Raw genomic sequence first — 14,339 nt, 5'->3', positions numbered from 1 at the left:
ACCGGTGATGGTGTCGTCATGGGCGCTGCCCACGACATTCTCCACCCCCTCCACCTTATCGGTACCAATCGTCTCGCCGGTCGCGGTGCCGGCATCGAGGTCTATATCGACGCCGGCATCAACATTGCTCGCATCGAGCGTGTCCATGCCGTCGCCGCCGGAATAGACATCGTCACCGTCAGTGACTGCGATGCTGCCCTGGCGCATCTCCTCGCCCGCAAGCCCCATCCGCAAGACGTCGTCGCCCGCGTCCCCGAGAACCATATCATTGCCGCCGCCGCCGGAAAGATCGTCGCCGCCAGCGCCGCCCTCCAGAAGGTCATTGCCGGCTTCGCCAAGAAGCACATCATCACCATCCTCACCGAACAGCCGATCATGGCCCTCACCGCCCATCAGCCGGTCATTGCCCTGGCCGCCCATCAGGCTGTCATTGCCAGCCTCGCCATAAAGATCGTCATCGCCGTCCCCGCCAAAGACAATGTCATTGCCAGCGCCGCCGAAGATGATGTCGCGACCTGCACCGCCATGGAGGACGTCGTCCCCATCACCGCCAAGAAGCGTATCATCGCCCTTGCCGCCGACGATCATGTCGTCGCCTTCTCGTCCGTAGATGAGATCATCGCCGTCCCGCCCGTCGATAATGTCCTCATGGGGCGTCCCGATCAGGCGATCATCGCCATCGGTCCCGGCAATCTCCTGCGGGGGTGGCCTGACGATCGACATCTTTGCCTGGACCGTAATGGTGCCGTAGCCGTCGCTGACCTGATAGGTGAAGGTAATGTCGCCAACTGCACCGCGCTCGGGCGTATAGAGCCACCGGCCTGGACCATAGGACTCGAGATCACCATCCGACGCCCTCAGATTGCGAATGGATAAGGGGTCGCCGTCGGCATCATGAACCAACCGGAGAAGATCCCCCAGGAAGATCAGGGCCGACATGTTCATCATCGTGTTCGGCAGTATGGAGCGGCCGGAAGCGGTCGGAAGGCGGTTCGACCGTTCGTCCTCGTCTTCTTCGGCCTGCCCATTATCCTCGTCGGGCAGCGGATCGGGGTTGTCGCCCTCGCTCCTGTCCGGCCAGGACGGAGCAGCTGGCCCGTCCCAGGAGTTGTTGAACTCGTCGCTCCTGAAGGAGTATGGGCGACTGGCGGGAAAGCGGAAGCTGTCCTCTCCACTGAAGATGCGGCGATCATTGTCGTTGAAGGCGCGGAAGAGCCGTTCCATGTGGTTGGAAGGGGAATAGGTCTCACTTGCCGCATAGCGCAGTCTTACCGATGCGACGCCAGCAGGAGCGGGTGCGACTTCCTGCGACGTCTCCTGCAATAGCTGGCGCAGGAAGTTCGCGACATCCTCGATCCGCTTCAGGTGCTGGGCCGGATCCGGATTGGCGCCGACAGTCTCGTCGTCATAAGGCCTGGGAGCCCGCTGCATCCCCTCCTCCAGAGCGTTGCCGGAGTCGGCAAGCTCTGCTCCAACGGCCCCGATCATCAGTGCCGGTATCAAGCCATACTTGACCCTGCCGCCCTGCTCCTTGTCGCTGAGGCGGAAGGCGTTGGCTGGCGCAATGGAGGCCTTGCCGTCATTGGGCAGGCCGAGGACAAGCTTCTCTTCCATGGCAGCCCACCTCCCTATTCGCTGACGGCTGATCGAGCCGGACGATCGCCGGGCAGGCTCCGCTCGACGACCACCGGGCGAGCCTTGTTCGGTTGAAGGATCTCGTCCTTGGGGCCGAAGGCAACCAGCCGTCCCGCTTGCACGACCCCGACCATGTCAACCGCCTGCAGGGCGCTCGGACGGTGGGCGACGATGACCACGATCCCGCCACGCTGCCGGACCGCCGTAATCGCCCGGGTCAGTGCTTCCTCGCCCTCAGCATCCAGGTTGGAGTTCGGCTCGTCGAGGACCACGAGGAAGGGATCCCCATAAAGCGCCCGCGCAAGCCCGATGCGCTGACGCTGACCTGCCGAAAGCGCCGTCCCATGGGGCCCAAGCTCCGTCTGGTATCCGTCGCGCAGATGGACGACCATCTCGTGAATGCCGGCAGCCTTCGCCGCATTGATGATCAGCCGTGCATCCGGCACCTTTGAGAAGCGCGATATGTTGTCGGCAATCGTGCCTTCCATCAGCGCGACATCCTGCGGAAGATAGCCGACATGACTGGCAAAGAAGTTCTCGTTCCATTGGCTGAGGTCGGCACCGTCGATCCGGATCGATCCTCGCAAAAGCGGCCAGATGCCGAGGATGGAGCGGGCAAGCGTCGTCTTCCCACCCCCCGACGGACCGATAAGGCCAAGCGCCTGGCCGGCCTTCAGCTCAAAGCTGGCCTCGCTCAAAAGGACAGCCCCCGTGGCGGGTGCAACCGTTGTGATGTTGTCGACAACAAGGCTCTGGCTCGGAGCCGGCAGCTCCACCAGACCGGACTTGTCCTTGATGACGGCAAGCGTCTCGGCAAGCCGGCGGTGGCTGCGGCGCGCACTGACAACGCCCTTCCAGTTGCCGATCACCTGGTCGACCGGGGCTAGCGCGCGCGCCGTGACGATCGATGAGGCGATGATCGCTCCAGGTGACAGATCACCCTTGATGGCAAGGTAGGCGCCAAGACCCAAAATGGCCGACTGCAGCATCATCCGCAGCACCTTCGACAGCCCCGAAAGGGTTGCGCTGATGTCCGATGTCCGGGTCTGACTGTCCAGATGCTGCTGATTGGCAATGTGGAACCGTTCCACCGCGCGGCCCGTAATACCCATGGCATGCAGGATATCGGCATTGCGAGCATTGGAATCGGCGACCGAGTTGCGGGTCACGGAGGCCTTGATCATCGACTGGGCGCTGCGCCGCGTCATCAGCTCCGCCGCAAGCGTAATGAAGGCCAGCACGATCGCACCGGCGATCGTCAAAAGCCCTAGCATGGGGTGAAGCAGCCAGACGAAGGCCAGATAGACAGGCATCCACGGCAGGTCGAACAAGGCGATCGGACCCGGGCTGGACAGAAAGCCGCGCAAGGTATCGACGTCGCGGCCCCGCTCCATCGCCTCCGAAGTGGAATAGCCATAGCGCGGCATCTCGATGGCCACAGTATGCGCAAGTGGCGCCAACTGATGATCGAGGCGGGCACCAAGACGGATGAGGATCTGCGACCGCAAGATGTCGAAGACCCCCTGGAAGAGGTAAAGACCCAGGGCCAGAACCGATAGCGCAACCAGCGTCGAGACGCTCCCGCTGGTCAGTGCCCTGTCATAGATCTGCAGCATGTAGAAGGCGCCTGTGAGCGCCAGGATATTGATGATGCCGGAAAGGCCAAACAGATAGGCAAAGATCCCGCGGATCTTCTCCAGCCCGTAATTGCTCGCCTGCTTGCTATTGGTCATGACGTTCCCCTCACATCATATGCTGGCCCTCCGGCCGCCTCATGCGGCCGGAGTACAACCCCTTCAGGATCAGGAGACCCCGTTGAAGTCGTTGGCTGTGAGAGTGTGGCGACCCATGAGCGTCAGCTCGAAGTCGGCACCTGGATCACCATCGACATTGCCACGCACCAGAGTGACTTCCGCGCCATCGCGGACGTCATAGCTGACTGCGACCTGGCCGGCAGCCGTGAGCGTTGAACCCGCGTTCAAGGTGAAGCCCTGGTGGCCGCCCGTCGTCGTATTGGCATCCATCGCAGAGAAGTCGATCTTGTCTCCCGGGGCAAAGCCATAGATCGTGTCGCCATGGGTCGCCGAGGCCGACTGGAAGCGGAAGGTGTCATTGCCGAGCCCTCCGTCCATGATGTTGACGGCGCTCGTTGCTGTGATCACGTCATGGCCAGAACCGCCGATGAAGTTCTCAAAGCCGTAGAACATGTCGGTGCCGCCATTGCCGGTCACCTGGCCACGACCCATGAAGCCATTGCCGAGATCGACAACCAGATTGCCGGTCGCCACCGCGTAGTCGAGCGTGTCATTACCCTCATCGCCCCAGTACTGGTCGCTGCCGTCGTTTGCCGTCGCCAGGATGGTGTCGTTGCCCGCACCACCCCAGGCCTTGTCGTCGCCGGCACCGGTCTCGATAATGTCATCGCCCCCGTCGCCATAGACCATGTCGGCACCGTCATTGCCAAACAGCATGTCCGCCCCAGAGCCGCCATGCAGTTCATCACTCCCGGCGCCGCCACTCATCGTGTCGGCACCATCCCCGCCGCTCAGGACGTCATCACCATCCTCGCCGCGCAGGATGTCACTGCCACCCTCGCCCACCAGGATATCTCCGGCTCCTCCTCCCATCAGCGTATCGTTGGCCACAGCGCCGAGCAGCACATCTGCCGCAGACGTTCCCATGAGCATCCGCGCTGCTGTCGCCGACCCATCGCCAGTGTCTACCGAAGGCGTGTCGTCATCATCATCGCAGTCGTCATCATCATCATTGCCAAGCGGCGGCGTGTCGTCCTCATCTTCGTCCTCGTCGTCCGGCTCCCAGTCATGGCCGGAGCTGAACTGCGGCATACCATTTGTGGCCACGAAGCTGATCTTATGATCGTCACCGACAAGCTCGACCTGGCCGGTCTCCTCGTCAATGGTCACCTCATAATCCGCAAGCGTCATGCCTTCAGGAAGCTCAACCACATCCTGGGGCCGTAGCGTCCCCACAATCGTGTCATTGCCACCATTCGACCGGAAAACAATCCGGTGCGCCGACGTCAAAGCCGATATGTCAACCGTGTCGTCACCAGAATTGCCGTCAATCGTGATCGTGCTGAAGTTCAGACTGGTGAAGGGAGAGTTGAAGTTGCCGATTACCTGGATCGTGTCACCATTGTTCACGCCGCCATTGGGCACACCGTTGCCGTCATTGGCAGAGACTGCCAAGGTATTGACGACGATCTCCTCGATATTATCCAGCTCGGCGATCACGTTCGTTGTCTGACCAACAGTCCGCGTGATGACTATCTCGCTGTCGGCTCCCATTACGGCAATGCCCGCAGCAATGGCTTCAGCCCTTGCATAGATACGGAAGGTTTCCGAGACAGACTGCCGTCCATTCAGCTGGAAAGTGTCGGCTCCACCCTCCTGTCCGTTGACGATGTCAAAGCCATCGGTATCGCCAAAGTTGTTGGCATTCCAGACAATGGTGTCGTTGCCGGTCCCGGCAAGGATCACGTCATTGCCCGTCCCTCCGCTGATCGTATCGCCGCCGTCGCCGGCATCGATATGGTCATTGCCCCCACCGCCGTTGATTGTCGTCGCCTGTGAATTGCCGACGATGATCTCGTTACCAGCCCCACCGTTGATAGTGCCGGTCACACGAGTGACACTGACTGTTGTGGTGGGATCTGTCAGCGAACCGTCACTGGCGACATAGTTGAAGCTGCCTCCCGGTCCCCCCGTGTCAGTCACACTGACCGCACCGGCTCCGTTGCTTACGGTGAGACCGTTGCCGTTGACCGCCGTGATGGTCAACGCGGCGCCCTCGGGATCGGTGTCGTTCGCCAGGAGTGCGGCATGAGAGACTGAGAAAGCGACACCGGATGCAACGTTGGTGATGACGGTGTCAGCATTGCCTGCTGGGGCGTCGTTGGCGGCAACCACGTTGACAGTGGCAGTGGCCACATTGCTGTCCAGCAAGCCATCGTTGACCGCCACTTGAATGATCCGGTCCGTGGTGTCCGGGTTGTTCGATGTGCTGGAATAGCGCACTTGCTGGAGAGCCGCGCGGTAATTCGCGATCGAAGTCGTCCCGGTCAATGTCAGGACAAGCTGACCGTTGGAGAGCGGGCTCACCTGAGCCGCAATCCCACCGGGCAATCCGCCCTGCACCGCCAGCACATCACCGTCGCTGGCATTGGTGATAACGACCCGCGCCGAAGCGATTGTTGCGCCGTCATCGGTAATTGCAACACCCGAGGCGATAGCTACGGGAGCGCCATTCTCAGTATAGGTGGTCTCGTAATCGTTGCCGGGTGCACCGGGGACAGGCGTGATCGTATCTGTCTCGGTCGCGATATTGACGTTGTCGATGAAGAAGTTCTCGCCCGCTTCAAAGGATCCATTCGTTATGAAGCGGATCTGCGTATTCGCTCCGATCATCCCGGTGGGAAGCTGCATGGAGAATGTTCCGACCTGGTCTTGATTGCCGCCAAGGGGCGCTCCAAGATTGGACCAGGGCCCGTTCAAGGTATTTCGCACCTGAACCTGGACCGTTTCGCCGCCATCCAGGTCATCCGCTTCCCAGTCGAATGACAAGGTGGCTCTGGTTACGCCTGTGAGATTGGCGGCGCGAGCAATGCTCTCGTTGCCATCCGTCCCGGCGATGAACTGAAGGTCGCCTCCAGCTACTCTGATGTCACCAGTCGCGGCTCCGCCTGTGTCGTTACCCTCAGTCCAGCTACCCGCCCAGTTCGAAGTTCCGTTGTTGTTGTTGTAGGCACTGCTCGTGAATTCGTCTCTGAACGCCTGTGCAACGGTGACCGTGGTTGTCGCTGTGCTATCGCCGGTCAGGTCCAGCGTTGGCGCTGCCAGCGTGATGTCCTGATCGGTGAAGTCTAGGATTTCGACATTGCGGAGCGTATCCGTGCCATCGGTGGCGAGACCGCCAACATGGGCGACAGTGATCGTACCGTTAGCGTTGAAGTTGATGTCATATTCACTACGAGCCCCGGAGAAGACGACGCGGTCAATGTCGGCCATACCGTCGCTGTCAATCGTTTCTCCAGCAGCCTCCTGCTCAGAGCTATTGCGGATTGTCCGCACGATTGAAAGCTGACCTGGGTTGATGAGCCCGGCGAACATGTCGTTGGCGAGTGTCGTCATGCTATTGTGCAGGGCGATCGGGGCACCGGTGTGCTCGGTGTCGCCGGGCGCGAATACCCCGATCTGGACATCGAGCCATTTGTCCCCGTCGATTATGTCGTCGCCCGCCAGCCCCTGAAGGACATCGCTACCATCACCACCCAAGATGATGTCACCCCCGTCGAAGGACGTGACACCCGCTCCGAGCAGTTCCTGCAGTCCATTGATCAGCGCAATCCCCTCTGAGGTGAGGACGCTGCCACGATAGCCGGTCGTGCCACCTTCGGAAAGCGGAGCGCGGTCAGCTGCCGTGTCCTCCGTACCAGTCAAGATGTCGTTGAACCTGCTGCCGGACAAGCCTTCCATCGCTTCATATTCGTCCAGAGCTGCATTTTGCGGCAGGGTTGGCGCCTCATCGAAGACGATCGGGATCGACAGGTTCGCGTTGACCCCCATGATATTGTCTTTGTAGGTCGCCCAGTCGAAGCCGGACATGCCGACCATCTTGCCGCGGCCAGCGCTGCCGACCATGATGTCGTCGCCGCCTTCGCCAATGAACTCGTCGAACCCGCCATCGCCGAGGAAGACGTCGTGCCCGTCTATACCATCATGAGCAAAGATCTCGTCGAAGTTGTCGCCCGGTGCACCGTCAAACGTACCGGTCTCAATCCAGTCATTGCCCTCATTGCCGAGGATGCGTTCGGCGTTCTTGTTGCCGTAGATGAAGTCATTGCCTCTACCGGCGAAAACCTCCGAGCCCATGTCCGTGCCAAGGAAGATGAAGTCCTGGCCGTCATTGCCCATCACCAGGTCAAGGCCCGGCCCGGCATGGACAACGTCATTGCCGGCTCCGGCCTTGATGTTGTCGTCACCGCCCATGTCGCGGATGATGTCGTCGCCATCGCCGCCGTTGATAATGTCGTTGCCGAAGCCGCCTTCAAGATTGTCGTTGCCGCCATCTCCATAGAGCGTGTCGTCGCCGATGCTGGCGATTAGGACATCATTGCCTTCCGTGCCGCCCAAGACGACATGCTCGTCGCCGGAATATTTGAGGTAGTTGGTGTCAGCTCCGACGGTGGCCGGATTATTGCGCACAACGACCTGGGTGAGCAGGCCACCGCCGGTCGGATCGGCGCTCTCAAGCACGCCATCGCCATCAAGATCGTTGAACTGCTTCGTCTGGTCGACCTCAAGGATCAGGCCTGGAGTGGAGAATACGTCCGAAGGCAGATGTGTAGCATCGGTGTTGCGCATGATCATGGCCGCGAAGGAGTTGTTCTCCATTTCGCCGAACAGATGCAGCCCATCGAGCCGCTGCAGGTAGTAGAAGCGGTCCCCGCTCTGCAGCTTTTCCATCATGCCTTCAAACACGAAATTGAAGGTTGAGCCGAGCATGCCGCCGAACGGCATGGTCTTCTCCGCCAGACCACCGATCCATAAATCGATGTTCTCAAGCCCACCCAGGTCGCCTCCGGCATAATCTCCGGTCGCATTGAGGAAGTCCACGGCATCCGCTTGCACCGCCAACCCGCCATAGCTCGTTCCGGTAATCAGGGTCAAAGCTGCATCGCGCTTGCCCGCCACCGTCGTCTGACCGGTGATCAGGGAGTGCGTGCCGTATGCTGCGATAAAATTGATGATCGAGGCTTCGTTCTTGAGATTGCCGGCCAGATCGACCCAACTCTCGTAAGGTTTCAGGAACGTGTCATTATTGGCTGCGGCATAGAAGCTGCGGCGGGCCTCATTGAGAGATGGCACGCCCGTGTCGCGTCCGCGGGCGAGATTGATCGTTGCCAGATCAAGCGGCAGGCCCAGGAGGTTGTTGCGAAGTGCGCTTGTGACAAACTCGTCGATCTCATTGCCAGCCTGACGTGTCATTCCGCGAACGATCGATCCCGCCATTTCTTCTGAACCGAGCGTTGCGAACTCGATCGGATTCAGGAAGCCCTCGATCAACCCGATGCTTTCGTCGCCGAAAGCTGGATCGAAACGATCGATAGTCTCGGTGAGCATGGAATGGCCGAACCGGTAAACCACATGGGCAAACTCGGCGACGATGGACGGATCCAACGTGGCGTCGAAGCCGTCGGGAACCAGGAAGACGTTGATGTTTGGCTGGATCTTGCGGGCAAACTCTTCGAACACGAGATGCTGGTACTGCATCTCTGTGCCGAACTTTGCGGCCTGGAACAGGCGTTCGCCGTTCCAGTCGAGCGCATTGACTGCCGTCGCATCCATCGGGACGCTGGTGACGGCGACATCAAGCCATTCATTGAGGAAGGCCGTCGCTTCTGCATGGCTCGAGCCTGCATCCAGCATGGCGCGGGCATCGTTAATAACCGTGTCCTTGGTGTGTTGGAGCAGTCGGTTGTGCTCCGAATGGAAGACGTGGTGGACCGCAGTGAGGCCGATATTCTCGTTACCGCGACCGTCACCTGTGATGAAGTGAGAATCGAGCAACTCATTGTCGTATTCAACATTGCCATTTTGCGGATTGCCGAGGCCAACCTCGATGTCACCGTCGGCAATCTTGCCGACCGGCACCGCGGTGTGCGCGATATCATCAAGAAACGCGTGGCCGGTGCGTACGGCTAGGTGCGTAACCTGAGGCAGGGAATCGGGATCAGCGTTGTCTGCTTCCACGCTCACCATGCTGAGCGGATTGGCAGTTGTACCTGAAGCCAGCGTCGGCGGCGTTCCAACCATAACAACCTGGGGAAAGCCTGTGACGGGATCGGGAATGAAGTTGCCGTAGGAGTCGGTCGCCAGGAGCGGAAGGTTGCCAACATGGTAATCTGTCAAATCTATACCAAGCATCTCTCTCGCCTGGGCCTTGATCTGGCCCCATGTCGGCAAGCCGCCATTGGAGCCATCAAGCAGATTGCCGGTCGCCTGCGGGCGGCCGTTCACCATTTCGTATTCCCGAAGGAAAACCTGATGGGACGGATGCGAGGTATAGGTCTGGTTCTGGTCGACAAACGCGGTCGTGGAGTTTAGCGGGCGCGTGTCGTCCGCTGTTCCCATGACGTCGTCTTGGCCAGGCCCAACCGTGGCGCGGGTAAGCACCATGAAATTGGTGGGGCTGTTGGGATCGTAGAGCGGATCGTCCTGCTGCAGCGGAATGAACACAGTGCCGCTATTGCCCTTGGCGACCAGGTCGAGGCCATGGTCGAAGAACTGCCCGAACAGAGTGAACCAAGAATTGAATGAGGCAGAAAGCCCTTCGTCAGGGGCAATATTGGTCAGCGCAATATTATCGCCATCCATCACTATGCCGTTCGCTGTCAGCATAGTGTCCAGGTCGATCCGATTGGCATTCAAGTTTGCGGTCGCGGTATTGAGTGCCTCCTGCGTCAGTACCTGAGCCTCGGTCGCCTGAACGAGGGCCGCCTGCGTCTGAGGCGTTGAGTTCTGGGCGTCCGCTTGTTGAGCCGCTTCCAGCGTGCGAAGGGCATTAACGTTGTCGCGCTCTGCTTCCTCGAACGCTTCGATGAAGGGTTTTACGACTGCGTACTCCGCCTTGATGGCCATTGCGGTCGCAAGTTCATTGCCTGCGGCAGAACCGGAGCGCTGCAGGGCGACCATTATGGCAGCGGGGTTGTCGAGTGTTTGGTCGACCAGCAGATTAGAGATGGTTCTCAAGCTTGAGTCGATGACGACGCTGTTGGGATTGTTGGACGGATTGTAGTTCGGCTGTGTCGGTATGGCTGGTGCCGGGCCTGGCCCGTCAGGGTCTAGTAGGCCCCCCTGTGCTGGCCGATACTCCGGCTGCAGCAGTTCCGGAAATGGTTGGTCGGCAGCACCCCAATGCTCATGGCCAGGAAGGAGATGGTTGTAGCTGCCATCAACCGTCCGTAGGCCCCACGCGATGTTGTAGGCCGGGACGGAGCCATTTGGTCCGTAAAGCGGTCGACCCTGCGCCCCATTGCTGCTCACGAACAAGGCGTGATCTTCGGCGATCTTGATCTGCTGCAGAATAAATTCCAGATCGGAACGAATATAGGTTACCATGACTATCTCCCACCCATAGTGTTGTCTGAGTTCGCATCAACAGCGCATCGCCGAACAAACAAATTGTCCGGCCTTCTGCGGATCTGAAATCAATCACAGCTTTTTCGACCACAGGTTTTATCCGTGCTGTCGCAAGCTGAAGAGTTGTGCTTAACTTAGACGGAGCCTACGATTGGCGTATCCTCGCAAGGTCGAGCCAATACTGGGATTAAGGTCTAGGCACTCACCCGACTAAAGTCAGGTGAATCAAGAAGAGTGAGACATGCAAAGGCGTACGACGTTCTCAATTTCCGCCCAGTTTATTGTTGCATCCGTCGTGATACTCTGCCTGTCAATGGCCATCATAGGCGCCTGGGTTAGTCATCAGATTGAACGCAGCGTGATGGCGACTTCAGCAGCAAACGGCGCGGCTTACTTGCGCGCGTCACTTGAGCAGTACGTACAGAGTATCGGCCCGCAGGGACAACTTCAGCCGGAGGATATCGCAAGCCTCGATCGCCTCTTCCCCCGCACGACCGCTGGTGAACAGGTCGTCTCAGTGAAGCTTTGGCATAGGAACGAGAGCGCCGACCCGACGATTATCTATAGCAGCATGACCGAAGAAACGGTCGGCGAGGAACACGGGTCAAGCAACGTCGACAGGGCTTGGATGGGGCATCCAGTAGCCGAGTTCATGGAGCTGGATAGCAATGAAAGCAGGCATGAACAGAGCCTTCAGCTACCTCTGATCGAGATCTACGCTCCCCTGTATCGCACTGGCACCAACAATGTCATCGCCGTGGGCGAGATCTATCATACTGGATCCGTCCTTGCTCAACATTTACGACACGCGGTTATCCTGACCTGGGTTGTCGTATGTTCGACGACCCTTGTCATGATCGCCGTCCTCTATCTCATTGTACGCAAGGCCAGCATACTTCTCCATCATCATCAGACTGCTCTCGATAGCAAGGTGCAGGAAGCAGAGGAGATGGCGGCACAGAACCATTCCCTGCGACTTGCGGCTGATCGCAGCCGACTGGATGCGAGCGAGGCGACTGAGGAGCTTCTTGGCCGGATTGGGTTGGACATCCATGACGGCCCAATCCAGTTCCTGACCCTCGTTCGGTTCAGGATGGACGAGATAGCACAGACGCTTACTGCCAGCGCCGCCAGCGCAAGCGCATCTGATCTGCAAGAGCTCAGCGAGAAACTGTCCTACGTCATCGAGGAACTAAGAGACCTTTCGGTCGGGCTCGTCCTCCCTGAGCTTGATGCCCTATCGCTTGCTCAGACCATCGAGCTCGTTGTCCAACGGCACGAAGACCTCACCGGCAACCATGTTCTGGTCAAGATCGACAACATTCCTGACGAGATCCCCGCCGCCTTGAAAACATGCGTTTATCGCGTCGTGCAAGAATCGCTGTCTAATGCGTTCAAACATGCCGGCGGCCGCGGTCTGCAGGTTGCAGCCTCCTCTTCTGAGGGCATGTTGAGCGTAACGATAATTGACGAGGGGCGGGCCGGCACGGCGAGCCGGAACTCATCCGAGGGCGGCAGGCTTGGTCAGCGCGGCATCCGCAATCGTGTCGCTGCGCTGAACGGGTCCGTGAGCATTCAACCGTACCTCACAAATGGGACTGCCGTCAGCGTTGAGTTGCCGCTTCACTAGCGGAACCCGTGGCATACGGGTCTGCCTTGGCTTTCAGTTTAGCCAGCGTACAGTATCCGGCGCTTTCGATGCGTCATTTTCGCCACCAACAAGCCCACGGGCAGCCATTGCAACGCCGACTCTGTTCTTCACGTTCAGCTTTTGCATGATGATCGTCATGTAATATTTGACGGTCTTCTCGGTCAGCTTGAGTTGCCGGCCAATCTCCTTGTTGGTGCGCCCCTCAAGGACCAACCGCATGATCTGGGTCTCGCGGCTGCTCAATCTGTAGTCGTTGTCCGGCTTCGACTGCTTCATCGCACTGATGAGCTTCGTGGCAAACCCTTGTGTGATATATGTGCCACCAAGAACAACGGTCTCGATAGCGTCGGCCAGACTGCCGAGCGGTCCGCCTTTCAGGACATAGCCAGAAGCTCCAGCCTCCAGAGCTTTTATCGCATGATTGACATTCGCCGAGGCGGTGAACGCAATGATCTTGATGTTCGGATTTGCCGCTCGGATATCCACAATGCTGACAAATGCATCGCCATCCATATGGAGATCCAGCACCATCACTTCAGGACGAAGATCACGAGCGATGTGCACGGCATCATCGCAACAAGACCCGATACCAACCACATCGACACCTGAGCGCCGGGCGAAGATCGACTGTAGACCCTCCAGCAAGTAAGGATGGTCATCAACAAATGCTACGGAAACCATAGTACCCCCACCTTCCTATCGCCTGGTATTAGCGTAAGCTCACTTTCGAAAAACCTCAACTTGATTCTTTACAGGTAGTTAACCTAGACAGTTTCACCCTGTTCACCCTAAGTAGCGGCGACAATATCCGAACGGATGATAGTCGGCCGGATGCGAAAGCAACTGCGCTTAACAAAGTACCACGCCCATTTTCTAAACCTCCGTGCCCAGGAGCGATCTGGTGGAAGCGAACTCGCTCGTTCGCGCTTCCCACGACAGAGAGGTTTCCACGATGACGTCCAGATCGTTGTAACGCGGGATCCAGTCCAATTCGTGCCGCGCAAGGGATGGGTCGGCGACGACGAAATCGGAGTCCCCTGGCCTGCGATCCCCGAATATGACCGGGAAGTCGCGTCTGGCATGCTTCCTCACGCAGTCAAGAACGTCCAGAACGGAATAGCCCGATCCATATCCGCAATTGGCCACCATTGAACCTCCCCCTCGTCGCATCCGCTCCAGGGCTTTGACATGAGCTGCTGCGAGATCGGTGACATGGATATAGTCGCGGACGCAGGTTCCATCCGGCGTGGGATAATCCGTGCCGTAAACCGTTATGCTCGGTCTTTTTCCCAAGGCGGCCTCGCAGGCGACCTTGATGAGGTGTGTGGCGCCAGCGGTGGATTGGCCAGTCCTGAGCCCAGGATCGGCGCCGGCAACGTTGAAGTAACGCAGGGCAGTGTACACTATCGGATGTGCTGCCGCAGCATCGCGAAGCATGAGTTCAGTCATCATCTTGGAGGTGCCGTAGGGCGATTCAGGCCGTAGCGGTGCATTTTCTGAGATGGGCGAATGGCTGCTTTGAGTGCCGTAGACGGCGGCCGTGGAGGAAAACACGAAATACTTGATCCTGGCAGCAACTGCCTTGGCAATCAGCGCATGCGATTTGAGCGTGTTGTTGTCATAATAGGTAAGCGGCACCGTGACCGATTCCGGAACCACGACCGAGCCGGCGAAGTGGATGATGGCGTCGATTGGATGCCGCTCGAGTACCTCATTCAACAATGCCACGTCGGCAATGTCACCCGGGTAAAAACACGCCGCGGGCGCGACCGCCCGGCGGAAACCGGTGGAAAGGCGATCAATGACCACAACGTCTTCGCCGGCATCCACAAGCGCCCACACAACATGGCTGCCGATGTATCCCGCACCACCCGTAACCAGTACTGCCATGA

Annotated in this window: 6 protein-coding genes; 1 reads left to right on the top strand and 5 read right to left on the bottom strand. The window is 59.0% G+C overall.

The window, feature by feature from the left end; all coding sequences use genetic code 11:
• From ACEPP2_RS19870 to ACEPP2_RS19860, 3 genes are all read right to left on the bottom strand, one after another.
• A partial coding sequence (locus ACEPP2_RS19870; RefSeq protein ID WP_395517715.1) for a cadherin-like domain-containing protein occupies positions 1–1,614 on the bottom strand: 1,614 nt, incomplete at its 3' end.
• Positions 1,615–1,628: 14 nt separating this feature from the next.
• Positions 1,629–3,368 (bottom strand): type I secretion system permease/ATPase, encoded by a 1,740-nt coding sequence (locus tag ACEPP2_RS19865; RefSeq protein WP_152340912.1) that lies wholly within the window; start codon positions 3,366–3,368, stop codon positions 1,629–1,631.
• A 69-nt stretch (positions 3,369–3,437) separates the two neighbouring features.
• Positions 3,438–10,775 carry a peroxidase family protein gene (locus tag ACEPP2_RS19860; RefSeq protein ID WP_395517714.1) on the bottom strand — a complete coding sequence of 2,446 codons (7,338 nt, stop codon included), beginning with the start codon at positions 10,773–10,775 and terminating at the stop codon, positions 3,438–3,440.
• A 262-nt stretch (positions 10,776–11,037) separates the two neighbouring features.
• Between ACEPP2_RS19860 and ACEPP2_RS19855 the strand changes: the two genes are divergently transcribed.
• Positions 11,038–12,426 (top strand): sensor histidine kinase, encoded by a 1,389-nt coding sequence (locus ACEPP2_RS19855; RefSeq protein WP_395517713.1) that lies wholly within the window; start codon positions 11,038–11,040, stop codon positions 12,424–12,426.
• A gap of 33 nt (positions 12,427–12,459) precedes the next feature.
• Here the strand turns inward: ACEPP2_RS19855 and ACEPP2_RS19850 are convergent, their stop codons facing one another.
• Positions 12,460–13,128 (bottom strand): LuxR C-terminal-related transcriptional regulator, encoded by a 669-nt coding sequence (locus tag ACEPP2_RS19850; protein ID WP_395517712.1) that lies wholly within the window; start codon positions 13,126–13,128, stop codon positions 12,460–12,462.
• Positions 13,129–13,320: 192 nt separating this feature from the next.
• A complete protein-coding gene (gene galE, locus ACEPP2_RS19845) occupies positions 13,321–14,337 on the bottom strand; it encodes a UDP-glucose 4-epimerase GalE (protein WP_395517711.1) in 1,017 nt (338 codons plus the stop codon).
• Positions 14,338–14,339 lie beyond the last annotated feature (2 nt).

It is taken from the genome of Pseudorhizobium flavum (assembly GCF_044142885.1).
Lineage (GTDB): Bacteria > Pseudomonadota > Alphaproteobacteria > Rhizobiales > Rhizobiaceae > Neorhizobium > Neorhizobium flavum.
The sequence above is the reverse complement of the archived record's forward strand: the minus strand, read 5'-3'. Positions and strand labels throughout refer to the sequence as shown.

Bases quoted from the DNA above. Each gene is read 5' to 3' on its own strand.
- ACEPP2_RS19865 (WP_152340912.1), bottom strand. From the start codon at position 3,368: ATGACCAATAGCAAGCAGGCGAGCAATTACGGGCTGGAGAAGATCCGC.
- ACEPP2_RS19850 (WP_395517712.1), bottom strand. From the start codon at position 13,128: ATGGTTTCCGTAGCATTTGTTGATGACCATCCTTACTTGCTGGAGGGT.
- ACEPP2_RS19855 (WP_395517713.1), top strand. From the start codon at position 11,038: ATGCAAAGGCGTACGACGTTCTCAATTTCCGCCCAGTTTATTGTTGCA.
- ACEPP2_RS19860 (WP_395517714.1), bottom strand. From the start codon at position 10,775: ATGGTAACCTATATTCGTTCCGATCTGGAATTTATTCTGCAGCAGATC.
- galE (WP_395517711.1), bottom strand. From the start codon at position 14,337: ATGGCAGTACTGGTTACGGGTGGTGCGGGATACATCGGCAGCCATGTT.